Origin of the sequence: Gallalistipes aquisgranensis, assembly GCF_014982715.1 — a bacterium.
Classification (GTDB): Bacteria; Bacteroidota; Bacteroidia; order Bacteroidales; family Rikenellaceae; genus Gallalistipes; species Gallalistipes aquisgranensis.
In genome coordinates, this window is sequence record NZ_JADCJY010000001.1 from 861,186 (window position 1) to 885,177 (window position 23,992).

Below are 23,992 nucleotides of genomic sequence, written 5' to 3' on the forward strand. Positions count from 1 at the left end.
GCCGGATTTCTGTTTCGCATCAGTTGATCGACATCAACTCCCTGTATTTGGGCAGGGGCCAGAGTTGATCGTCCACGATCAGTTCCAATTTGTCGATATGATACCGGATATTTTCGATAAACGGTCGGATTTCGGTTTCGTATCCGATGGCCCGTTCCGCAATGTTGTCCACATTGTTCCATTTTTTGCGCGCCTCGACCATTTCGAAAGAGTGTTCCCGGATATATTTCACATGTTCTGCGATCTGGCGAATGGTCTTGATCTCTTCGGCTGCCAGGTTTTCGAATTCTTTCGGAAATATCTCCTTGATGCCTTTTACATTTTCGATCAGTACATTCTGGTATTTGATAGCAGTCGGGATAATGTGGTTCGCCGCCAAGTCGGCCAGAACGCGAGATTCGATCTGAACCTTTTTTACGAACGTTTCGTTCTTGATTTCATACCGGGCTTGCAACTCGGTTTTGTTCAGCACCTTGTGGCGTTCGAACAGGGCGATGCTTTCGGGCGAGAGATATTCTTTAAAGGCAAGAGGTACATTGCCGATTCCGCGCAGTCCCCGTTTGGCGGCCTCTTCCTGCCATTCGCGGCTGTATCCGTTGCCCTCGAAGCGGATTTTTTTCGATTCGATGATGTATTTGCGAATGATCTGCAGAATTGCTTCGTCCTTTTTGACGTTCTTCTCGATCAGTGCGTCCACTTCGTTTTTGAACCGTATCAGCTGTTCGGTGACGGCCGTATTGATGACGATCAGGGGCAGGGCACAATTCGACGAAGAGCCTGTGGCGCGGAATTCGAAACGGTTGCCTGTGAAGGCGAACGGTGAAGTCCGGTTGCGGTCCGTGTTGTCGACGAGGATTTCCGGAATCTTGCCGATGTCGAGTTTGATCTCTGTTTTTTCGTCCGGAGATAGTTTCTTGTCGCTGATACGGGCCTCTATCTGATCGAGGATGGCGTTCATGGTCGATCCTGCGAATACCGAAAGCACCGAGGGAGGCGCTTCGTGGCCGCCCAGGCGGTGGGAGTTGGTTTCGCTGGCTATCGAGGCCATCATCAGGGTTCCGTAGTCGTGTGCTGCCTTCATCGCATTGACGAAAAAGGCGAGGAACTGGATGTTGGTTTTCGGCGTTTTACCCGGAGAGAGGAGATTGACACCCGTATTGGTGGCCAGCGACCAGTTGCAATGTTTGCCCGAACCGTTGACGCCCATAAACGGCTTTTCGTGGAAAAGCACTTTCAGTTTGTGTTTGGCGGCCGTTTTACGCATGACGGTCATCAGCAGGGTGTTGTGATCTACGGCTATGTTGGCCTCCTCGAACATGGGGGCGCACTCGAACTGATTGGGAGCCACTTCGTTATGTCTTGTTTTGAGCGGAATACCCAGTCGGTAAGCCTGTTCTTCGAATTCTTTCATGAAACTGATGACCCGCTCGGGAATTGCACCCCAGTAATGGTCGTCGAGTTGCTGGTCTTTGGCTGCCGTGTGCCCCATCAGGGTGCGTCCGGTCTGGGCCAGATCCGGACGGGCATTGAAGAGCGCTTCATCCACCAGGAAGTATTCCTGCTCCCAACCCAGGGTGGTCACTACCTTCGTGACGTCCTTGTCGAAATACTGGCAAACGTCTACGGCGGCCCGGTCAAGTGCGGCGAGCGATTTGAGCAGCGGGGTTTTAAAATCGAGCGCTTCCCCCGTGTAGGCGACGAAAATGCTGGGAATGCACAACGTCCGGTCTATCAGGAATGCGGGCGATGTGGGGTCCCAGGCGCTGTATCCGCGCGCTTCGAAGGTGTTGCGCAAGCCGCCGTTGGGAAAACTCGACGCATCGGGTTCCTGCTGTACGAGCAGTTCTCCCCGGAATGTCTCGAATGAACCTCCGCCCCACAGCGGTTCGAAAAAGGCATCGTGTTTCTCTGCCGTGGAGTCGTTCAGCGGCTGGAACCAGTGGGTGTAGTGTGTGGCGCCCCGCTCCATGGCCCATGCCTTCATCCCGACCGCCACCTGGTTGGCTACTTTCCTGTCGAGGCGACGGTTCTCTTCGATCGCCGTGTTGACACTGTCGAAAACGTCTTTGGGCAGGTATTGCCGCATTTTCTCCCGGTCGAAGACGTCGATGCCGAAATAATCGGAAATTTTCTTGTCGGATAATTTGGTTTCGATCAGCTCCCGTCTGGATATTTCGTCGAGGGCTTTGAAACGGAGTGTAGCCATATCGTGAATCTTGTTTTGAAATGCGACACAAAGATAGGAAATTATTCGGGCCCTCCTAAAACGAATGGGGGTTATTTGTCTGGGAAAGTCATTTTTCCCCGAAAACCCCCTTCGTTTTCCGTTTTGCCTTCCCTTAGTCGAAAGATTGCATGCCGGATTGGGCGATCCGCATCATTTTCTGATATTGGGCGGGGGAGAGTTCCAGAAAGAAGTAATGGATCGGATCGACCCGCATGCCGTTGTGGCGGATTTCATAGTGAAGGTGGGGGGCCAACGACAGTCCTGTATTGCCGGACAGGGCGATGATGTCCCCTCGGCGAACGTTTTGCCCTTTACGGACGTTGATTTTGCTCAGATGACGGTATTCCGTTTCGTATCCGTTCCCGTGGTCGAGAATCACCGTCAGGCCCGAAGAACTGCGGCGTCGGATGACATCCTTCACCCGCCCGTCGGCCGTGGCGAAAACGCGCGATCCTTCTGGAATGGTGTAATCCACTCCCTGATGGGAGGTCAGGCTTTTGTAGAAGGGGTGAATCCGCAGGCCGTACGAAGCGGTCAGCAATGTCAGTTCTTTGTTGATGACGGGCTGGATGGCCGGGATATGATTGGTGCCGTCCCGGTTTGCGGCTATTTTTCGTTCCAGCGTTTCGTAGGAATTTTTCAGGGAGGAGACATGTTTGGCCAGTTTTCCGCTTTTGGCGAAAAATGCGTCGCCGAGCTCCTTGTTGTTCTTCTCCAGTAAATTTTCGTAATCGACCCAGCGCTTGGCTCCGTATTGTTCATCCAGCTCGTAGGGTTCCGCTTCGAACAGTATCTTGAATACGTTCCGATCGCGTTCGATTACATTCCCGAGCACTTTCTCCACGGAGTCGTAGCGTAGATTGAGCGCTTCGTATTCTTCCTTCAGTTTTCGGGTAGACTCTTTCATGCGGTATTCGACCGGCGTGTCGAAAAAGAAAGAGAAGCCTATGTAGAACAGTACGGCAATTCCTATCCAGCCGAACAGGTGGATTACCACGCGGATCACGTTCTGGCGGAAATGGCGCCGCCGGTCGAACCAGGGGGGGCGTATGGTCGTTTTTGCTTGTTTCATACTGTCAGTCCGCTTCGTATGTGGTGGCTTTGGCCTCTTCTATGATCCGTTCGAAGTCCTCTTCGCTCATATCCCGTCGGAAATAGTTGATCGGATCCACGTGGCGTCCCATGTAGATGACTTCATAGTGCAGATGAGGCCCTGTGGAGCGTCCGGTGCTTCCCACTTCGCCGATCTTTTCGCCCCGTTTGACCTGCTGGCCCGGAATGACATCTATCCTGCTCAGGTGTGCGTAACGGGTCTTGTAACCGAAACCGTGGTCGATCAGGATTTGCTTACCGTATCCCCGGCCGCCCCGGTTGTCCGTGACGACCCCGTTTCCCGTGGCGTACACCGGGTCTCCCGTACGGGCTCCGAGGTCGATGCCCTCGTGCATGATGAAACGGTGCAGGATCGGGTGGTTGCGTCCCCCGAACGCACCGATGCTGCCTCGCAGATTACGCCGGTCTATGGGCCAGATGGCTGGGATGGCTGTAGCCATCTTCTCCTTGTCTTTGGAGAGAATCTGCAACTGGTCGAGCGATTTGGACTCCAGGTACAGCAACCGGGTCATGGCGTCGAGGTCCTTCCATGTATCGACCATCAGCGGGGCGAAACGGTCTTCGGCAGCCGATGCGTATTTTTCGTCCGGATAGGGGGTGTAGATACCCGGAATGGAGAGCGTGTCGGCAGCGAACAGCGACCGGTAGACGTTCTGGTCCCGGTGCTTGATCTCTTCGATCTTGCGGGTCGCCGCCTTTATCTTGTCGCGCAGAATGTCGTATTTGAGAATTAATTCACTGTTTTCCCTGCTGATCCGGTACATTTTCGGTGTATAGAAAAAGAAGGAGAAAACGAAGTTGATGACCGATGCGAGGATAAATCCGATCAGGATTTTACGCAGCAGACGGTAGAACCGGATACGGAACGGCGCGGCTATTACCTCATAGGTGAGGGTCTGTGGATTGAATTTGTACTCTTTTTTTGCCATTCGCAGAAAAACTCGCTCTCGGAAGAGGCAAAATTAGACTAATTTGTGTAATTTTACAACCTCTTTTCAGAAACGTAAAAAGTATCGGTAATATTATAGACGTAGAAATTGAGACAACACATGGAATCGAATCAGATCAGAGAGGCTTTTCTGGAATTTTTCCGTTCGAAAGGACACCAGATCGTTCCCTCGGCGCCGATGGTGGTCAAGAACGACCCCACGCTGATGTTTACCAACGCCGGCATGAATCAGTTCAAAGATAAGTTCCTGGGCAATTCGCCCATCACCAGCAAGCGTGTGGCCGATACGCAGAAATGTCTGCGGGTGTCGGGCAAGCACAATGACCTGGAAGAGGTGGGGCACGATACGTATCATCACACTATGTTCGAGATGCTCGGCAACTGGTCGTTCGGCGACTATTTCAAGAAAGAGGCGATTTCGTGGGCATGGGAGTTGCTGACCGAAGTGTACAAACTGCCGAAGGAGCGTCTGTATGCGACTATTTTCGAAGGGAGCGAGGAGGATGGCGTCCCCCGCGATCAGGAGGCTTACGACTACTGGTTGCAGTTCCTGCCTGCCGATCATATCATTTTGGGAAACAAGCATGACAATTTCTGGGAAATGGGTGATACGGGGCCCTGCGGTCCGTGCAGTGAAATCCATTTCGATCTGCGGTCCGACGGGGAGAGGGCAGTGAAGGACGGCCGTGAGCTGGTCAATGCCGGACATCATCTGGTGATCGAGATATGGAACCTGGTGTTCATGCAGTTCAACCGCAAGGCGAACGGATCGCTGGAGCCGTTGCCCGCCCATCATGTCGATACGGGAATGGGATTCGAACGGCTTTGCATGATTCTTCAGGGAAAACAGAGCAACTACGATACGGATGTGTTCCAGCCTGCGATCCGTGAGATATCGGAGATGTCCGGTAAAAAGTACGGGGATGATCCTAAGGCCGATGTCGCTATGCGGGTGATTGCCGATCATCTGCGGGCCATCGCGTTTTCCATTGCGGACGGGCAGTTGCCTTCGAACGTGAAGGCAGGATACGTGATCCGCCGGATTTTGCGTCGTGCCGTGCGTTACGGCTACACCTATCTGGGATTTACGGAGCCCTTTATCTGTCGTCTGGTGGACGGATTGGCCGAGCGTATGGGCGGCCAGTTTCCGGAACTGGTGGCGCAGAAGGCGCTTATCAAGAGCGTGATCGAAGAGGAGGAGAGCGCGTTCCTGCGTACGCTCGCTACGGGTATCAGTCTGCTCGACAGCGTGATCCGTAAATCGCAGGCGGCAGGCGGCAAGACGATCAGCGGAGCAGATGCGTTCCTGTTATACGATACGTACGGTTTCCCGATTGACTTGACCGAACTGATCGCGCGGGAACAGGGTATGGAGGTAGACCTGGACGGTTTTGACCGGGAGTTGCAGGCCCAGAAAGCCCGTTCACGCAATGCTGCAGCCGTGGATACGGACGACTGGGTGGAGGTCCGTCCGGTGGAAGAGAGCCGTTTCGTGGGGTACGATTCGCTGGAGTGCGAAGTGCGGATCGCCCGTTACCGTCGGGTGACGACCAAAGGGAAAAGCTATTATCAATTGGTGTTCGATGCGACTCCGTTTTACGGAAATTCGGGCGGTCAGGCCGGGGACACCGGTTACATCGAATATGACGGAGAGCGGATCGCTATTACCGATACTCAGAAAGAGAACAACCTGACGGTGCATATCGCGGATAAACTTCCTGCCGATCCGTCCGTTTTGTTCCGGGCCGTGGTGAATCGGGAGCGTCGTGCCGCATCGGCCAACAACCATACGGCCACCCATCTGATGCACGAAGCATTGCGCGAAGTGCTCGGGACCCATGTGGAGCAGAAGGGGTCGCTCGTGACGGCCGATTACCTGCGGTTCGATTTTTCGCATTTCCAGAAGGTGACGGACGAACAGTTGCGCGAGGTGGAGAAACGGGTGAATGCCAAGGTCCGGGCGAATTATCCTCTGGAAGAGCAGCGGGAATGTCCGATAGAGAAAGCCCGAGAACTGGGCGCCATGATGCTGTTCGGTGAAAAGTACGGCGACAAGGTGCGCGTGGTGAAATTCGGCTCTTCGGTAGAGTTTTGCGGGGGGACGCACGTGTCGTTTACCGGGAATATCGGGCTGTTCAAGATCCTTTCGGAGAGTGCCACTTCGGCCGGCGTACGGCGAATCGAAGCCGTAACGGGAGCCCGGGCTGAAGAATACGTTTACGGGCTGGAGAATACGCTGAAAGACGTACAGCAGTTTGTGAACAATCCCTCGGTGACGCAGGCTGTGAAGAAGATATTGGAGGACAATACGGAGTTGCATAAGGAGTTGGACGAATTGCGCCGGGAAAAATTGAATTCGTTGAGGGATAAGGTCGCGGCGGAGTTGAAAGAGGAGGACGGTATGGTGCTTTGCGCCAGGGAGATCAATCTGGCACCCGCCTTTATCAAAGATATGGCTTTTGCTCTGAAGCCCCGGTTCCCTCGGTTGGTGATGGTGATCGGTTCGAATGTCGGCGGGAAAGCCACGCTGACCGTCATGCTCGGTGACGAGATCGTGGCCCAGGGAGTGAATGCCTCGCAAGTGATACGCGAGGCCGCGAAAGAGATCAACGGCGGCGGCGGCGGTCAGCCTTTCTTCGCAACGGCAGGCGGGAAAAATCCCGAAGGGATGGAAAAGGCGATTCTGAAAGCAGTGGATATGATAAAGGAAAAACTTAAATAAGGGTAAACAAAGATATGAAACAGAAAGTTTTGCTGATGATCTTGGATGGCTGGGGCAAGGGCAATCACGGTAAAGGCGATGTGGTCTTTTCTGCTCATCCGGAATACATCAACGGTTTGGAAGCGAAATTTCCGCATGCGCAGTTGCTCACCGATGGTGAGAACGTAGGGTTGCCCGAAGGCCAAATGGGCAACTCGGAAGTGGGACACCTCAATATCGGAGCCGGACGGGTAGTTTATCAGGACCTGGTGAAGATCAACCGGGCCTGTCGGGACAATTCGATCCTGAAAAATCCGGAAATCGAGAAAGCGTTCGCATACGCGAAAGAGAACGGCAAACAGGTGCATTTCATGGGGCTCGTTTCGGACGGAGGCGTGCACAGTTCTTTGGAACATCTGTTCAAACTGTGCGATATTTCGAAAGAGTACGATCTCGGAGACAGGACGTTCGTGCATTGCTTTATGGACGGCCGTGATACGGACCCTCGCAGTGGGAAGGGGTACATCGAACAGTTAGAGGCTCACATGGCTGTTTCTGCAGGGCGTATCGCATCGGTGATCGGACGTTATTATGCGATGGACCGGGATAAACGCTGGGAGCGGGTGAAAGAGGCATACGATCTGTTGGTGAACGGTGTAGGTGAGCCGGCAACGGCTGCCGCTACTGCGGTACAGAAATCTTACGACGAAGGTGTGACCGACGAGTTTATCAAACCGATCGTAGTGGTCGGAGCGGATGGAAAACCGGTCGGAACCATTCAGTCTGGCGATCTGGTGATTTTTTTCAATTTCCGGAACGACCGGGCCAAGGAACTGACGATCGTGCTGACTCAGGAGGATATGCCCGATGCGGGAATGCATACGCTTCCACTTTATTATTGTACGATGACCCCTTACGATGCCAAGTTTCAGGGGCTTCATATCCTGTTCGACAAAGAAAATGTTCAGAATACGATCGGAGAATATGTCTCGAAACAGGGTCTCAAGCAGTTGCGCATTGCGGAAACCGAAAAGTATGCCCATGTCACTTTCTTTTTGAACGGAGGCCGTGAAGAGAAGTTCGAGGGTGAAGAGCGTATTTTGATAGCCTCTCCTAAAGTGGCGACATACGATCTGAAGCCGGAAATGAGTGCTTATGAAGTGAAAGACGCCCTCGTGGAGGTTCTGGGAACGAAGAAATTCGATTTCATCGCGCTGAATTTTGCGAACGGAGATATGGTGGGGCATACGGGAGTGTATGACGCGATCGTGAAAGCGGTGAAAGCGGTGGATGCGTGTGTGAAGGATGTGGTGGAGGCTGCTCGGACGAACGGTTACGAGGTGGTTATCATTGCGGATCATGGGAATGCCGACAATGCCATCAATCCGGATGGTTCTCCCAATACGGCCCATTCGCTCAATCCCGTGCCCATTATCGTCGTGTCGGACCGGGTGAAAAGCGTGAAAAACGGAGTGTTGGCCGACGTGGCTCCTACGGTATTGAAATTGATGGGGCTTTCTCAGCCGGCCGAAATGACGGGACAGGCGCTGGTCGAATTGTAAGCGCTGGTCGAGCCGTAAAGAACGATAAAACGGGAATGTCTCAAACATTCCCGTTTTATCGTTTTATTGAAGCGAATGGTTCAATGAACCGGAAGTTTTACGGTCAGGGACTATTGATCGTCCGTCCGGTCAGCGATGAACCGGCTGATGTTTTCGGCGACCTTGTCGATCAGGTAGACCAGCGCTTCCTCGGAGGACCATGCCGAGTGCGGGCTGAGAATCAGTTTGTTCGGGTCTTCGATATGCAGCAGAGGATTGTCGGCCGGGAGTGGCTCCGATGAATAGACGTCGATTCCCGCACCTGCAATCGTTCCGATGTCGAGGGCTTCGGCCAGTGCCGATTCGTCCACTATACCGCCACGGGCAACGTTGACAATGAGGGCCGAAGGTTTCATCAGTTTCAGTTCATCGCTGCCGATCAGATGGTAGGTTTTAGCGCTGAGAGGTGCATGGATCGAAACGATATCCGATTCGCGGAGCAGATCGCCCAACGGTTTCTGCGGATATTTTTCGGGGCGGTGTATGCCGGAGACGGAACAGTAGGAGACGACGCAGCCGAATGCGTCAGCCAGCGAGGCGACCCGACGGCCGATATTTCCCATGCCGATGATACCCCAGTTTTTCCCGTGCAGTTCATGGGTCGTACGCCCGAAATCGAACAATTTGTCCGAACGGGAGTAGGTGCCGCTTTTGACGAAACGGTCGTAGTAGAGTGTCTGCTTCATTAGTGCCAGCACGTCGCATAAGGTCTGTTCCGCTACCGAATGGGTGGAATATCCGACCGCATTACGGACAGTGATACCCAGTTGGGCCGCCGTGTCGAGGTCGACGTTGTTCATGCCTGTCGCGGCGATACAAATCAGTTTCAGGTGAGGCAGAGCATGCAGTGTGTCGCCTTTAAGGGGTGTTTTATTGGCTATCACTACGTCGGCCTCCCGGCAGCGTTCGACGATCTGACCGACCGGAGTGGTGTCGTAGCCCGTATAGTTCCCGAGTGCTTTAATGGGGGAAAGATCTGTGTTATGGATGGTGTATTGGTCTAAAAATACGATGTTCAGTGGATTATTCATTGTCGTTTGTCGTTTTGGTTAATCTCTCCGATCAGTCCTCGGATTACGACCGAAGCGCATCCGCATCCGAAGACGGCTGGCAGATAGGAAATCGTGCCTACGTTCGATTTTTTATTGGTCTCCTCGCACAGAATCATCGAGCCTTCCCGGACGGGTTCGGCAGAGAATACGGCTTGGAATCCGCTGCGGACACCTGCCTTGTGCAGCCTTTTTCGCAGCATGTGGGCCAGCGGACAGTGATGGGTACGGGAAATGTCGCATATTTCCATGCGAGTCGGATCGGTTTTGGCTCCGGCTCCCATGGAACTGACGACGGGGTATCCCCGATCGAGGCATCCCGTGATCAGATTCACTTTCGGTGCCAACGTGTCGATGGCATCCACGACAAAATCGTACGGCCCGTTATCGAGCAGGGTATCCGTAGCGTCGTCGCGGATATATTCGCAAATGGTACGGAGTCGCAGATCGGGATTGATGTCCTGCAGCCTGTGTGCCAGAATTTCTGCTTTGGACAGACCTATCGTGGAGCGGAGTGCGATCAGCTGTCGGTTGATATTGCTTTCCGCTACCGTATCCGCATCGACGATGGTCATGCGCCCCACACCGCTGCGGCAGATCATTTCGGCCGCATAGGCTCCTACGCCGCCGAGCCCCACTACCAGTACGTGGGCCTGGCGGAGCCTGGACAGCTTCTCTTTACCCAGCAGCAATTCGGTGCGTTCCAGCCATGGCGGGATTATTTCTTCCATTTTCTGTAATTATTATATATAATGTGTCGCAATGTACCGGTCGGCATACCGAGTATTTCGGATGCTTTCTCGTAAACATCCCTGATCGGTACGGGGGTGTCGTCCGTTTCGAAAAACAGCCGGTCGGTCGGAATTGACCGTAGTGCTTCGGCAGTTTTCGGGGAGAGCAGGGAACGCGACCCGAATGAGAGGTAATATCCTTTCCGGGTAAGTTGTTGTGCTTGTTGTTCGTTTCCGGTGAATCCGTGGAAAACGACTCCGGAAACGGTATGCCTGCCGAGTGCTGCAAGCATATCGTCCCATGCCCGTACCGAGTGGAGGATGATCGGTAGGGACCGGGCGGATGCGATATCGAGTTGCTTTTCGAAAACCGACAGCTGGCGGAGACGGTCGACGGGGCGGGTGTAATCGAGACCGATTTCACCGATAGCGGATAACTCCGGAGCGGTTTTGAGTTCTGCCAGCAAGCGGTCTGTGTCGTCATTATCGAGGTGTTCCAGGCTCCACGGGTGGATTCCTGCCGAGCAGGGCGGGGCAGGGCACGGTTCCTGTTCGCCCAGCATGCGGTTCGTTACCGATACGGTGTCCGGTCCGTTTTCCGGACGGTGCGTATGGATATTTACATAAGGATCGAGTTCCACCGTTTGTCTCTGTTCGGTTTTTAATTAATTTTGTTCCCGACAGCAAAATTAGCAAAACATTTCAACATGGTCCACCTGTCCGTTGCCGGGATACGCGAAATGCTTGAAAGTACGGGGTCTGTCCGAGAGGATTTGTTCCGTCAGGCGTTACGTCTCAAAAAAGAGGCCGCGGGAGAAGGTATTTATCTGCGGGGATTGATCGAATTTTCCAATGTTTGTCGTAAAAACTGCCTCTATTGCGGTATCCGGCGGGAAGGAACCCGGGTCGGACGCTATACGCTTACGGATGCCCAGGTGCTCGATGCAGCTCAGTATGCGTGGAGAAAAGGCTACGGTTCCGTGGTCCTTCAGGCCGGGGAACAGGTGTCGGAGGGATTTATTGCCCGGATCGAACGATTGGTCGGAGAGATCGGGGATCTTTCGAACGGAGAACTGGGGATCACTCTTTCGTTGGGAGAACAATCGGCCGTGACCTATCGACGCTGGAGAAAGGCCGGGGCGCATCGTTACCTGTTGCGGATCGAGAGTTCCTCGCCGGAATTGTATGCCCGTATTCATCCGGATGATTCCAGGCATTGTTACGAAGACCGTGTGCGTGCGTTGGAGTCGCTTCGGAAGGAGGGGTATCAGGTGGGAACGGGCGTCATGATCGGACTGCCTGGTCAGACGACTTCCGATCTGGCCCGGGACATCCTGTTTATGAAGAGGCTCGATATCGACATGTGCGGTATGGGCCCCTATGTAGAGTGTGCAGGTACGCCGTTGGCCGCATATTCCGAAGCGCAGGGGGGCGGAACGAAAGAGGTGTTGCATGAGCGGCTGGAGATGACGCTGAATATGATTGCCGTGTTGCGCATTGTCATGCCCGATATCAATATAGCGGCAACGACGGCCCTGCAGGCGATCGATGCAGGGGGGCGTCTGCGGGCGGTGGAGTGCGGGGCCAATGTGGTGATGCCCAATCTCTCTCCGCAGGAGGTGCGGGAAAATTATGCGTTGTATGACAATAAGCCGCTTGCACTCGACAGTCGGATTCTGGAACAGTCTGTATGCTATGGCGAACGGGGCGATTCACAACACTTTAAAAAAAGAGAAAAAACAGCGTGGAATAGTGGAAAATATCCGAAATAAAAAGTAAATTTGCATCGCTGGGTTGATTTTTAAATTCTTTAAGAAATAAATACCTATTATCCATACTTTAGTAGCATGTCGAAAATTATAAAGTTGAAGAGGGGACTTGACATCAATCTTCTCGGAGAGGCCGCCCGGAAGCTCGTCCGTCTGCCGCAGGCGGCTTCTTATGCACTCAGACCCGATGATTTTGTCGGGGTGGTGCCCAAGTTGCTGGTGCGGGAGGGCGACCGTGTGAAAGCCGGAAATGCCCTGTTCTTCGACAAGAACAATCCGCAGGTGCTTTTCCCGTCACCCGTGAGCGGAGTGGTGTCGGCTGTACGCCGCGGTGAGAAGCGGAAAATTCTGGAAGTCGTGGTGACACCCGATGCCGAACAGGAGTATGAACAGTTTCCTGTGCCCGATTTGGAAAAAGCATCCCGGCAGGACGTGGCCGGTGCGTTGCTGGCAGCCGGTCTTTGGCCCTGTATTGTGCAGCGTCCCTATGGAATCATCGCCGATCCGGGGCAAACGCCGAAATCTGTTTTCGTTTCCGGGTTCGATTCGGCTCCGCTGGCTCCGGATATGAATTTTGTGTTGACGGAAGAGTTCGACAATCTGCGGACGGGGGTCGAGGTGTTGAAAAAACTGACTTCAGGCAAAGTCCATTTAGGTCTGAAAGCAGGTGCCGAAGGTGTGTTGAACCGACTCGGCAATGCCGAGCAGCACTTGTTCAGCGGTCCTCATCCTGCTGGGAATGTCGGCGTTCAGATACACCACATAGATCCGGTTAACAAGGGAGAGGTCGTTTGGACTGTCGATGTGCAGAATCTCGCATTGATCGGACGTTTGTTCCGTACGGGTAAAGTGGATATGCACAAGATCATTGCCCTGACGGGATCGGAGGTCGCCGATACGCATTATTGCTCTGTGGTTGCCGGTGCTCAGATCTCCTCCCTTGTCGATGAAAGCAATGTCCGGCATCAGGAAACCTCGTCCGTGCGTTACATCAGTGGAAATGTACTGACTGGAACCAAAGTGGAGCGGGACGGTTATCTGGGGTTTTATCATAATCAGGTGACGGTAATCCCGGAGGGAGACAAATATGAATTTATGGGGTGGGCGATGCCCCGGTTCGGTAAATTTTCGGTGTCTCATTCCTATTTTTCGTGGTTGATGCCTCACCGGGCGTATGCATTGGATACCAATCTGAACGGAGGGGTGCGTCCTTTCGTCGTGACGGGATTGTATGACAAGTATCTCCCGATGGATATTTATCCGCTTTATCTGTTCAAGGCGATTTTGGCCGGGGATATCGACAAGATGGAGAATCTGGGTATTTACGAAGTGGTCGAGGAGGATTTTGCCCTGTGTGAATTCGTCGATCCCTCCAAGACGGAAATGCAACAGATTATCCGCGATGGGATCAATCTGATGATTAAAGAGCTTAACTAAATACAAATGAAAGCATTAAGGAATTTTGTAGACAAGATAAAGCCGACCTTCGAAAAGGGAGGGAAGCTGCATATGCTTCATTCGACATTCGACGCTTTCGAGACGTTTTTGTTCGTTCCCAACCATGTGACGAAGAAGGGGGCCCATATTCGGGACTGCAACGACATGAAGCGCGTGATGATCGTGGTTGTGATCGCCCTGATGCCGGCTCTGCTTTTCGGGATGTTCAATGTGGGGCTTCAGCATTTCAGAGCGATAGGTTTGCCCGATACGGGGATCGGAGAGTGTTTTTGGTTCGGTTTTCTGAAGGTATTGCCGATTATTCTGGTCTCTTATATCGTGGGGCTCGGAATCGAGTTCGCTTTCGCGCAGGCGAGAGGACATGAAGTGAATGAGGGATTTCTCGTGACGGGTATGCTGATTCCGCTGATCATGCCGGTGGACGTTCCTTTGTGGATGGTGGCCGTGGCGACGGCGTTCTCCGTCATTATCGGCAAGGAGGTCTTCGGAGGAACGGGAATGAACGTATTCAACCCTGCTTTGCTGGCACGGGCGTTCATATTTTTCGCCTATACGCCTTTCATTTCGGGAGAAAAAGTCTGGGTCGCCGGTCTGAGTGAAGGAAAAGGAATTGTGGACGGTTTTTCGGGGGCGACTCCGCTTTCGGATGTAGCCAATGCGTTGGCCGAGGGGGCTGAAACCGTAAACTGGACGAATGCTTCGACTCCTTGGGACTGGTTCGTGGGAACGATTCCCGGCAGTATCGGGGAGACTTCGACGATTGCTATTCTGATCGGAGCGGCAATCCTGCTCTATACGGGGATTGCAAGCTGGCGTGTTATGCTGAGTGTTTTTGCCGGCGGTTACCTGATGGGGCTCGTCTTCAATCTGATCGGTGCCAACGTGGCGATGACTTTCCCTGCGTGGCAGCATCTGATCGTGGGTGGCTTCGCGTTCGGAGCCGTTTTTATGGCGACCGATCCGGTGACGGCACCGCAGACCAATACGGGCAAGGTGATCGGAGGTTTCCTGATCGGCGTGATCGCCGTGCTGATCCGGGTTGTCAACCCAGGTTATCCGGAAGGTATGATGCTTGCGATTCTGTTTATGAATGCCCTGTCGCCGTTGATTGATTACTATGTGGTGCAGGCGAATATCTCGCGGCGTAACCGCCGCCTTAAACCGGCAAGCAAATAAGGAGGATTGGACGATGAACAAGAACAGCAATACTTATATTATAGGTTACTCGGCGATTATGGTGATCGTCGTTGCTTCGGTGCTCTCTTTCGCGTCGCTTTCGTTGCAGAAACGTCAGAATGAAAATGTAAAGATCGAGAAAATGAATGACATTCTCCGATCGATCGGCGAAGGGGAAGATGCCGACAAGGCTCCCGACAAAGCGAAGTACGTGATAGGCGAGTACGAGAAATATATCGTGGACAGCTATGCCGTGAATACGAAGGGAGAAAAAGTGAATGGAGCCGATGCATTCAGCTTGTTGATTAATCTGAAGGCAGAATACGACAAGCCCGATTCAGAGCGGGTGTTACCCATTTTCGTAAGTCGTAGCGATGAAGGTGTCGTCCATTACATATTGCCTGTCTGGGGTGCCGGTTTGTGGGGACCCGTCTGGGGATATGTGGCGCTCGATGCGGACTGGAATACGATCTACGGGGTCGTTTTCGATCATAAGAGCGAGACGCCGGGGCTGGGCGCAGAAATTACCACGATGGCGTTTCGCGGTCAGTTCGAACAGAAAAAAATCTATGAAGAATCCCGTATGGTGGCCATTTCGGTGCTGAAGGGTGCAGGAGCTTCTGCCGGAAACATTCATGCCGTAGATGCCATATCGGGAGGAACGATTACCAGTCGGGGTGTCGAAAAGATGTTGAAGGACTGTCTGACCGATTATTCCGCATATATGGATAAAGAGCGGGCCGCCTTGTCGGAACCTCAGACTGCTGTTCCGGCGGAAATTGCCGGGGATGCGATGCCTGTCGATTCGTTAACCATTAACAAGTAAGGTGTAACCATGAGCGAAAAAGAAAAAGAACCGATGTTTTCGGCAAAGATATGGAAGCTCCTGACTTCCCCCTTTAATCAAAGCAACCCGATCACGGTACAGATTCTGGGTATCTGTTCGGCGTTGGCTGTGACGGCGAAACTGAAACCTGCTTTTGTAATGGCTCTTTCGGTGATCGTGGTGACTGCGTTTTCGAGTCTGATCATTTCGATGATCCGGAAGTCGATTCCTTCGCGTATTCGGATCATCGTGCAGCTGGTCGTGGTGGCCGCGTTGGTAATTCTGGTCGATCAGGTGCTGAAGGCTTATGTGTACGATGTAAGCAAGCAGCTGTCTGTGTTCGTGGGATTGATTATTACCAACTGTATCATCATGGGGCGTATCGAGGCGTTCGCGCTCGGGAATAAACCCTGGGCTTCGTTCGTAGACGGTGCAGGTAATGGATTAGGCTATGGGCTGATTCTGATTATTCTCGGATTTTTCCGCGAATTGCTGGGGGCCGGTACCTTGTGGGGGTATCAGATTATTCCCGATTCCTGGTATATCGGAAATGGCGGATTTTATTCTAATAATGGGTTGATGTTATTGCCTCCGATGGCATTGATTTGCGTGGGGATCATTATTTGGGTACAGCGGAGCCGCAATAAAAGTCTGATTGAAAAATAGTGAAAGGATAGCCTTATGGAAAATATACTGAATATATTCGTCCGGTCGATTTTCATCGACAATATGGTGTTCGCTTTCTTCTTCGGCATGTGTTCTTTCATCGCTGTAAGCAAGAGTGTGAAGACGGCTATGGGGCTCGGAGTTGCCGTTACTTTTGTGATGGTGGCAACGGTGCCTTTGAACTGGTTGCTCAATGAGTATGTATTGAGCGGCGGAGCGTTGAGTTGGATCAGTCCGAAATTGGCGGACGTGGATCTCAGTTTTTTGAGTTTCATCGTCTTTATTGCCGTTATTGCTTCGTTTGTTCAGCTTGTGGAGATGGTTGTGGAGAAATTCGCACCGGCCTTGTACAATCAATTGGGTATTTTCCTGCCTTTGATCGCTGTGAATTGCGCCATTATGGGCGGTTCGCTTTTCATGCAGGAGAGGGGATATGCCAATATCGGCGAAGCCACTGCTTTCGGTTTGGGTTCGGGGATCGGCTGGTGGTTGGCGATCGTTATGATGGCGGCCATTCGTGAGAAGATTGCCTATTCGAATGTTCCTCCCGCATTGAAAGGGGCCGGAATCACCTTCATTCTGACGGGGCTGATGGGAATCGCTTTTATGACTTTCCTGGGAATTCAAATCTAATTTAAAAGGATAGAGATGGGATTATCAATTATTATAGCCATTGTGGCATTTATGGCGGTCACATTGGTGCTGGTAGGTCTGTTGCTGTACGCCAAAAACAAACTGACTCCGTCGGGTGAAGTGCAGATCGACATCAACGATGCGGAAAAAGTGCTGACGGTGGAGCCAGGCAGTTCCCTGCTTTCGACTTTGGGTAATAACGGGATTTTTCTTCCTTCGGCTTGTGGCGGAGGCGGTTCGTGCGGAATGTGCCGGGTGCAGGTGCTCGAAGGGGGAGGGGATATTCTGCCTACCGAAGTGAATTTCTTTACCCGGCGTCAGCAGCAGGAAAAGTGGCGTCTGGGTTGCCAGGTGAAGGTCAAGGAGAATTTGAAAATTCATGTTCCCGAGGCTGTGCTGGGGGTGAAAAAATGGGAATGTGAAGTGGTTTCGAATCATAATGTGGCAACGTTCATCAAGGAATTTGTGGTGAAACTTCCTGAGGGAGAACGCCTCAATTTCCGTTCGGGCGGTTATATCCAAATCGACGTGCCTAAATATGACGAGATCAAATTCAGCGATTTCGATATTGATCCCCAGTATCGGGAGGATTGGGACAAGATGAAGATGTGGGGACTGGTAACCAAAAATCCGGAACCTACTTTCCGTGCCTATTCCATGGCTAACCATCCGGCTGAAGGGAATATCATCATGCTGAATATCCGTATTGCTACTCCGCCCTGGAACCGGGCAGCCGGAACGTTTGAGAATGTCAATCCGGGAATATGCTCGTCCTATATCTTTTCATTGAAACCGGGAGATAAAATTACCATATCCGGTCCTTACGGCGAATTCTTCGTGAAGGATACTCCCAATGAGAAGATGTTTATCGGCGGCGGTGCGGGTATGGCTCCCATGCGTTCGCATATCTTCCACCTGTTCAAGACGGAAAAGACTGACAAGCCGGTAACTTTCTGGTACGGTGCGCGAAGCCGGCGCGAGATTTTCTATGAAGAGCAGTTCGAGGAGATCGAAAAGCAGTTCCCGAATTTCAAATTCCATATCGCGCTTTCGGAGCCGAAACCCGAAGATAATTGGACGGGTTATGTCGGATTCATTCATCAGGTGATTTTCGACAATTATCTCAAAAATCACGAGGCACCGGAGGATATAGAATACTATCTGTGCGGTCCTCCCATGATGACTGCTGCTGTCTGCAAGATGTTGGACAGTCTCGGAGTTCCCCCCGAAAACATTATGTACGACAATTTCGGTGCATAAATCGGATTATATGCGAAAGACGGAGAGGCTGTGGGTCTCTTCGTCTTTTTTTGAGAGTGGAAAAAGATGAAAATACTGACGGGAAAACAGATTCGTGAAGCGGACCGTTACACGATCGAGCATGAACCGGTCGGTTCGCAGGAGTTGATGGAACGGGCATCCGAAGTGATCGCCCAGTGGATATGCAACCATATCGGACAGGAGACGCCGCTTTTCTTTTTCATCGGGAAAGGCAATAACGGAGGAGACGGTCTGGCCGTGGCGCGTATGCTGTACCATGCAGGTTATAGCTGCTATGTCTATCTGATTTACGGAAAGGAGTTACTTTCTGCCGAATGCCGATTCAATCTGGAACGGTTACCCGAGGGGGTGTGTCGTCAGGAAGGCGGCATCGTACAGGAGCTCGATATTCCTGGAGATGCCGTTGTTATAGATGCCATTTTGGGAACCGGTGTGACCGGTCCGTTGAAAGATCCGGTACTTTCGGTCGTGGAAATGATCAATTTTTTGCCGAATCGGGTCGTATCCATCGACCTTCCTTCAGGGCTGGGAACGGAGTTCGGAAATGACGGGCGGTTAACTGTGATGGCAGAGACTACTCTTACTCTGGAATTCCCGAAATTGGCGATGTTGATGCCCGAGGCCGGAGAAGCCTGCGGCAGAATCGAAGTATTGGCGATAGATTTGGATGCCCGGTATATGGATGCGGCTCCGTCACCCTACTATTATGTGACGGAAGAGGTGGTTCGTGCCCAGCTTTTATCCCGTCCGAAGTTCGGTCACAAAGGGACTTTCGGTCATGTTTTGCTCGTATGTGGCTCGGAAGGCATGATGGGGGCGGGAATTTTGGCTGCGGCTGCGGCATTACGGTCCGGGTGCGGTCTTGTGACCCTGCATTTGCCGATAGCCGAGCGCATGGCTGTGCAGGTCAGTTCGCCTTCGGCGTTATTGAGCCTTGATCCCGGGACCTGTTTTTCCGTTTTACCAAGGGATTTGACTCGTTATGCTTCGATAGGGATCGGATGTGGAATGGGGCAGGCGGAAGAGACCGTAGCGGCTTTCGAAACTCTGCTGCGGACTTATTCTCGGCCTGTAGTGTTGGATGCAGATGCTTTGAATATATTGGCTTCCAATCCCCGGTTGCGTGAGTATGTTCCGGAAGAATCTATTCTGACGCCTCATCCGGGTGAATTGAGACGATTGGTAGGGGAGTGGGACGATGAAGAACAAAAGTTGGAGCTGGTGAAAAAATTGGCAGCCGATCTTCGTTCGGTGGTTGTGGTGAAGGGAGCCCATTCCATGATCTGTTCGCCGGAAGGAGTCTGCTGGTTTAATTCTTCGGGGTGTGCAGGTTTGGCCAAGGGCGGAAGCGGCGATGTTTTGGCCGGATTGTTGGCCGGATTGCTTGCCCGAGGATACGATTCGATGGCTGCGGCTGTAGTGGGAGTTTACATTCATGGTTTGGCCGGAGAAAAATGTGCCGCTTATTACGGGGAGGAGAGTATGAACAGCGGAGATCTTCCGGACTTTTTGGCGGAGGCTTTTATGGATATCCGATAAATTTTTCTATATTTGTTCTGCTAACTTTAAAATCTGTTTTGATATGGCAAGCATTCGTTTGATAAAGAAGGATATAGACTATCTCGTGGGAGAAGTGATCTCGGATTGTTACCTTACCGTCTATTTTCACCCGGAGAAAAAGCAGGAGATCGTATCCGTGATGGAAGAGGCTGTCGAATTACGGAACTCTCTTTTTTCTCAGGTAAAACCGAAAGAGAAACATAATCCGAGTCTGGTGAAAAAGCATTATGCTCACATGCGTCGGGAGCTGATGGAGAAAGTGGATGGACTATTCGTTAAACTGAGCGGGATTTCCTCGAAAAAGTAGAGAATTCTTTTTAGAATCAATAAGGCGGAAAATGTATGCATTTTCCGCCTTATTTTTCTTCATGTTTTTTCAAAACGGTATGCGGAATATCGCCATGGCATATCAGTTGGATCGGACAGTCATAATTGTACAGTTGCTCTTCTGTAATTTCATTCGAATCGTGGCGATGGACTCTGCGGTTGACGCATACGATGGTTTTGACGACACTTGTAATGGTGCCGATGTCATGAGATACCATGACGATGGCCATCTGGCTGTTCAGTGTTCGGAGAATATCGTACAACTCTTTTTCGAATTTGTTATCCACGAAATTGGCGGGTTCATCCAAAATCAACAGTTTCGGGTCGGAGATCAGGGCCCGGCAGAGTAGGGCGCGCTGCATCTGCCCGCCGGATATCTCTCCGATCGGATTTTGCGCTATTAATGAGATCCCTGTCATTTCCATCAATTCTTCAGCCCGTTTTCTGTCAGTGGCAGTATACCGTTTCCAAAGTCTTTTTCGGGCCTGCAAGCCAGAGTACACCACTTCGCGTACGGAAATGGGAAACGAACGATCGAAATTGTTCTGTTGCGGCAGGTATCCGATAGCCCGGCCATACCGGTCGTCCAGACCGGGTGCGTACCAAATCGAGCCGGAGTAGGGGATCGTACCCAATATGGCTTTGACAAGAGTGGTTTTTCCTCCTCCATTCGGCCCGATGATTCCGATAAAGTCGTGTTCGAAAATGTCGAGATTCACATTTTCCAAAGCCGTATAGATACCGTATGTGACCGAGAGACCGCGGATTGAAATGAGAGCCATACTGTTATTCCGAGATTTGATTCGCAATACGATTTAGATTTTCCACTACATTTTCTTGCAGAGGATCGATCTCTATCGCCTCTGCCCCTATTTCCGATGCGAAGGCAACGACGGAGGCCCGACTGAACTGGCTCTGGTAAAATAATTTTCTGATTCCGTCATTTTGGGCTTGGCGAATGATTTTTTGTAACCGGTCGACAGAGGGTTCTTTTCCGTCCTCTTCAAGGGGGATCTGTTCAATACCATAATCTCGGGCCATATAAGTAAGGGCCGGATGATAGATCAGAAAATATTTTTTATCCGATGCCGAGAACCGGGTACGCAGTGTCCGGTCCAAAGAATCCAAACGTGAGAGCAAGTTCCGGTAGTTGACCGCATATCTGGTAGAATCGGGGTAGAGCAGGGCTATTTGTCGATAAGCTGTCGATGCCATTTGTTTCAATGCCGCGGGCGAAGTCCATATATGGGGGTCGGTTCCTTTATGGCCTGTGTGATTGTGTTCTCCGGTGATGAGGCTTATGTTTTCAGATAGGTTCACAATTCGGTTTTCCGCGATAGTGTTGGAAAATCGTTCGGATAATTGTCGTTCGAAATCAATTAATCCCGTGGTGAAAACTAATCTGGAATCGGATAAAGCGGTCATTTGTGCCGGGGTGGGCTCGTAAGTCTCCGGAGTCGCTCCGGGAGGCAGTAAGATTTCGACTGGGAAATCCTGTTCTGTGATGCTTTCTACGATATATTTTAATGGAGGAATACTGACGATCCAACTATTTTTGTCGTTTTTGTCCGTTTGTTTGGCACAGGCACAAAACAACAAAGCTATGGTAATTCCCTGCAATAAGTGCGTTCTTGTCATAGAGCATTGTTGATTACCAGATATTTGATGGATTTTCTCCCGGCTTTTTTGATGCCATGAAGAACTCCTCCTGGGCAATAGACACAGGTTCCCGGCCTGACTCTCATTTCCTTATTACCGATAATTACAGTAGCCCTACCTTCTAAGATGAAATAGCATTCGTCATTGGGGTGTTGGTGTGGTGCATGGGTTGCCGTAGCTTTGTCGACATAGGAAAGCTTGACATTAAACCCACTTTGTGTGAATTCTTTGGGAAGATACCAAAACGCATATCCGGACTTGGTTGGTGTGATTTCGCTTTTAGTAAAAGGTACGACACAATTATTAATGGAATATCGGATTGTTGTATCCTGTGGATGTTGTTGGGCGGAGAGATTTCCACAAATTAAGATACTTCCGAGAAAAACCAAAAAAGGAAAAAGTTCTTTCATAATATGGTCTATTGAAATTTATTTTTCAAAAGTAACTCAAATTTGCATGAATGCAATAAATGTCAAAGATAATATAATTAACATAATGAACGCTGTTGCAATTTTGTATAAATACACAAGATTGGGAAAGCGAATCACTGGATTTATTCTGCTTTCCCCAATTGCAATTCTGTAATGAATTATAATTTATATTATGTTAAATTATTTTCTTTGGTTGTAAATGGTAAAAGTATGATCATCAAAACAAATTATTATTTGTTCTGCCACTCTTTTTTGTTCGGGTAATTTAAATTGAATTTCTTTTTGGGAATTTGTTTTGGGAAAAGGCAATGTCGGGTGCTCCGTTTCTACCTCTATGTAATTTGTTGTGGTCTGGTCTTTTGGTCTGCTGGATGTATAAAGTTCTGTTTTGTTCGATAATTTTTCTTCCGATGTTCGAGGTGTTGATTTTCGTATATCGGCATTTCTAAAGATTGTTCCTTTACCTAAAAGAAGCCAATCGGGATTGACCGAAGGAAAGCATTGAAGGAATTTTACAATAAATTCAAAACCAGGTTTATTCCTTCCCGAAAGTAAATGGGAGATACTGGAAGGTTGCACCTCCAGTAAATTAGCCAATTTTCCCGGTGTCAATCCTTGTTGCTTTAGAAATTCAGCTAAACGGTCTTTCATATTCATTTTTTACAAATATAAAACTAATTCTATACAAACTCAATTTTCCAAAAATAAAAAATAAAAGAAAATCCTGTTATGTAATGGTATAAGCCACATGACAGCGTGAAATCTTTATACATTAAAAGAATATATAATTGTATGTAAATATTTGATTTTTCATTTAATGTGTCTTTTGTGTTGTAATTGTAATGATTGAGTATTTTTTGAAATAAGGAAACCGTGCAATATGCCTGTATTTTGTATTGATTTGCTAGTATTTAAACCACTGATAATTAATAATATATCATGCTTAAATTAAATAATTTAACCGAAACAGCGCCGAGATTTTTCAGTGATATGTGTTTACAAATGTGAATAATGAGCGACAAATAAAAGGCAGGGAATACCCTGCCCTATCTGTTTGCAAATTTGTTCTTTGATTAAAGTTTCAATTTAGATTGAATTTCTATGAATTCGTCTGAAGTCAGTTGCAATTTTGCTTTATGGAAGTCAACATCACCTTCACTATTTATAGGAATTAAGTGTATATGTGCATGTGGAACTTCCATGCCCAATACGACGATAGCAACCCGTTTGCAAGCTACTTGCTGCTTTATCTTAATTGCGATTTTTTTGGCAAATAACATTAACCCAGCAAGTGTTTCATTATCGAGATCGAAGATATAGTCGGTCTCTTGTTTAGGAACGACTAAGGTATGCCCTTTTGTCAATGGATGAATATCCAGGAATGCATAATATTTTTCATCCTCTGCAATTTTGTAACAAGGTATTTCCCCTTGAATGATACGAGAAAATAAGGTCGGCATAATTATAAAGTTTTAGTATTCTTTGAATTTTGGTGTGAGTATTTCTGAATAAATTATCGCGGCCCTTAAGTCGAAATCTCTGTTGTTTACATTTGTAAATTGTATTGGTGTGGTCTCTTTTTCATTTGAAGGTACTGGTTGTGTCTCATCCAGACTTTTCTGCGCATATCGTGGTGTAATCTTTTCTGTAAATAACCCCTTGCCCTCTACTGTTCGGTGTTTCAAATTTCTTGAGGACTCTTCTGCTAACTCATCGATTAGATTCAAATCGGGTATCGGCGTTGTCTGTTGTAGTTTCTTCTTTTTATTGATTGATCCTATTAATGATGCTACGGCGATCAATAACAAAACCAATATGTCTGAAACCTCTTCCAT

23 protein-coding genes are annotated in these 23,992 nt (G+C 50.2%); 11 read left to right on the forward strand and 12 right to left on the reverse strand.

The features are described from left to right. Positions 1 to 19: 19 nt before the first annotated feature. The 3 genes from INF32_RS03135 to INF32_RS03145 all read right to left on the reverse strand — a co-directional run bounded on the left by INF32_RS03135 (position 20) and on the right by INF32_RS03145 (position 4,269). Positions 20 to 2,206: a glutamine synthetase III family protein gene (locus INF32_RS03135; protein ID WP_226386957.1), complete on the reverse strand. Its 2,187-nt coding sequence runs from the start codon at positions 2,204 to 2,206 to the stop codon at positions 20 to 22. A 133-nt stretch (positions 2,207 to 2,339) separates the two neighbouring features. Further along, a complete protein-coding gene (locus INF32_RS03140) occupies positions 2,340 to 3,299 on the reverse strand; it encodes a M23 family metallopeptidase (protein WP_226386958.1) in 960 nt (319 codons plus the stop codon). Positions 3,300 to 3,303: 4 nt separating this feature from the next. Next, complete coding sequence (locus INF32_RS03145; protein ID WP_226386959.1) at positions 3,304 to 4,269, reverse strand: M23 family metallopeptidase; 966 nt, start codon at positions 4,267 to 4,269, stop codon at positions 3,304 to 3,306. Between the two features lie 120 nt (positions 4,270 to 4,389). On the opposite strand from INF32_RS03145, the gene alaS reads away from it, so the two are divergent. Further along, complete coding sequence (alaS, locus tag INF32_RS03150) at positions 4,390 to 7,011, forward strand: alanine--tRNA ligase (protein ID WP_226386960.1); 2,622 nt, start codon at positions 4,390 to 4,392, stop codon at positions 7,009 to 7,011. 14 nt (positions 7,012 to 7,025) lie between these two features. After that, complete coding sequence (gene gpmI / locus INF32_RS03155) at positions 7,026 to 8,552, forward strand: 2,3-bisphosphoglycerate-independent phosphoglycerate mutase (RefSeq protein ID WP_226386961.1); 1,527 nt, start codon at positions 7,026 to 7,028, stop codon at positions 8,550 to 8,552. 110 nt (positions 8,553 to 8,662) lie between these two features. On the opposite strand, the gene INF32_RS03160 is transcribed toward gpmI, so the two are convergent. Genes INF32_RS03160 through INF32_RS03170 form a run of 3 tightly spaced genes read right to left on the reverse strand, consistent with a single transcriptional unit; the run spans position 8,663 to position 11,012 of the window. Then, a complete protein-coding gene (locus INF32_RS03160; RefSeq protein WP_226386962.1) occupies positions 8,663 to 9,622 on the reverse strand; it encodes an NAD(P)-dependent oxidoreductase in 960 nt (319 codons plus the stop codon). Beyond that, the gene (locus INF32_RS03165) at positions 9,619 to 10,371 is read right to left on the reverse strand and encodes a tRNA threonylcarbamoyladenosine dehydratase (RefSeq protein ID WP_226386963.1); all 753 of its coding nucleotides are present in this window, start codon (positions 10,369 to 10,371) and stop codon (positions 9,619 to 9,621) included. Before INF32_RS03165 ends, INF32_RS03160 begins: the two co-directional genes overlap by 4 nt. Next, entirely contained in the window at positions 10,359 to 11,012 is a 654-nt protein-coding gene (locus INF32_RS03170; protein WP_226386964.1) for a TatD family hydrolase, read from the reverse strand. The genes INF32_RS03165 and INF32_RS03170 overlap by 13 nt, the downstream gene beginning before the upstream one ends. Before the next feature lie 66 nt (positions 11,013 to 11,078). Between INF32_RS03170 and hydE the strand changes: the two genes are divergently transcribed. The 9 genes from hydE to INF32_RS03215 all read left to right on the forward strand — a co-directional run bounded on the left by hydE (position 11,079) and on the right by INF32_RS03215 (position 20,047). Then, positions 11,079 to 12,143, forward strand: coding sequence for a [FeFe] hydrogenase H-cluster radical SAM maturase HydE (gene hydE, locus INF32_RS03175; protein WP_226386965.1), 1,065 nt, complete (start codon positions 11,079 to 11,081; stop codon positions 12,141 to 12,143). Between the two features lie 75 nt (positions 12,144 to 12,218). Next, complete coding sequence (locus tag INF32_RS03180; protein ID WP_226386966.1) at positions 12,219 to 13,577, forward strand: Na(+)-translocating NADH-quinone reductase subunit A; 1,359 nt, start codon at positions 12,219 to 12,221, stop codon at positions 13,575 to 13,577. Positions 13,578 to 13,583: 6 nt separating this feature from the next. Beyond that, a complete protein-coding gene (locus INF32_RS03185) occupies positions 13,584 to 14,774 on the forward strand; it encodes an NADH:ubiquinone reductase (Na(+)-transporting) subunit B (RefSeq protein WP_226386967.1) in 1,191 nt (396 codons plus the stop codon). A 13-nt stretch (positions 14,775 to 14,787) separates the two neighbouring features. Continuing rightward, complete coding sequence (gene nqrC / locus INF32_RS03190; protein ID WP_226386968.1) at positions 14,788 to 15,600, forward strand: NADH:ubiquinone reductase (Na(+)-transporting) subunit C; 813 nt, start codon at positions 14,788 to 14,790, stop codon at positions 15,598 to 15,600. Between the two features lie 9 nt (positions 15,601 to 15,609). Next, on the forward strand, positions 15,610 to 16,266 hold the full coding sequence (locus INF32_RS03195; protein WP_226386969.1) for an NADH:ubiquinone reductase (Na(+)-transporting) subunit D: 657 nt from the start codon (positions 15,610 to 15,612) through the stop codon (positions 16,264 to 16,266). 15 nt (positions 16,267 to 16,281) lie between these two features. Then, positions 16,282 to 16,899, forward strand: coding sequence for an NADH:ubiquinone reductase (Na(+)-transporting) subunit E (gene nqrE / locus INF32_RS03200; RefSeq protein WP_226386970.1), 618 nt, complete (start codon positions 16,282 to 16,284; stop codon positions 16,897 to 16,899). A gap of 15 nt (positions 16,900 to 16,914) precedes the next feature. Continuing rightward, positions 16,915 to 18,159 carry an NADH:ubiquinone reductase (Na(+)-transporting) subunit F gene (gene nqrF / locus INF32_RS03205; protein ID WP_226386971.1) on the forward strand — a complete coding sequence of 415 codons (1,245 nt, stop codon included), beginning with the start codon at positions 16,915 to 16,917 and terminating at the stop codon, positions 18,157 to 18,159. A gap of 66 nt (positions 18,160 to 18,225) precedes the next feature. Beyond that, positions 18,226 to 19,719 (forward strand): NAD(P)H-hydrate dehydratase, encoded by a 1,494-nt coding sequence (locus tag INF32_RS03210; protein ID WP_226386972.1) that lies wholly within the window; start codon positions 18,226 to 18,228, stop codon positions 19,717 to 19,719. 43 nt (positions 19,720 to 19,762) lie between these two features. Then, positions 19,763 to 20,047: a hypothetical protein gene (locus INF32_RS03215; RefSeq protein ID WP_226386973.1), complete on the forward strand. Its 285-nt coding sequence runs from the start codon at positions 19,763 to 19,765 to the stop codon at positions 20,045 to 20,047. A 49-nt stretch (positions 20,048 to 20,096) separates the two neighbouring features. On the opposite strand, the gene INF32_RS03220 is transcribed toward INF32_RS03215, so the two are convergent. The 6 genes from INF32_RS03220 to INF32_RS03245 form a co-directional block, all read right to left on the reverse strand. Then, positions 20,097 to 20,849, reverse strand: a complete 753-nt coding sequence (locus INF32_RS03220) for a metal ABC transporter ATP-binding protein (RefSeq protein WP_226386974.1) — start codon at positions 20,847 to 20,849, stop codon at positions 20,097 to 20,099. 4 nt (positions 20,850 to 20,853) lie between these two features. After that, on the reverse strand, positions 20,854 to 21,705 hold the full coding sequence (locus INF32_RS03225) for a metal ABC transporter solute-binding protein, Zn/Mn family (RefSeq protein WP_226386975.1): 852 nt from the start codon (positions 21,703 to 21,705) through the stop codon (positions 20,854 to 20,856). Beyond that, positions 21,702 to 22,136 (reverse strand): cupin domain-containing protein, encoded by a 435-nt coding sequence (locus INF32_RS03230; RefSeq protein WP_226386976.1) that lies wholly within the window; start codon positions 22,134 to 22,136, stop codon positions 21,702 to 21,704. The genes INF32_RS03225 and INF32_RS03230 overlap by 4 nt, the downstream gene beginning before the upstream one ends. Before the next feature lie 201 nt (positions 22,137 to 22,337). Next, on the reverse strand, positions 22,338 to 22,814 hold the full coding sequence (locus INF32_RS03235; RefSeq protein ID WP_226386977.1) for a helix-turn-helix domain-containing protein: 477 nt from the start codon (positions 22,812 to 22,814) through the stop codon (positions 22,338 to 22,340). 416 nt (positions 22,815 to 23,230) lie between these two features. Next, entirely contained in the window at positions 23,231 to 23,617 is a 387-nt protein-coding gene (locus INF32_RS03240; RefSeq protein ID WP_226386978.1) for an HIT family protein, read from the reverse strand. Positions 23,618 to 23,629: 12 nt separating this feature from the next. Continuing rightward, positions 23,630 to 23,992 carry a hypothetical protein gene (locus tag INF32_RS03245; RefSeq protein ID WP_226386979.1) on the reverse strand — a complete coding sequence of 121 codons (363 nt, stop codon included), beginning with the start codon at positions 23,990 to 23,992 and terminating at the stop codon, positions 23,630 to 23,632.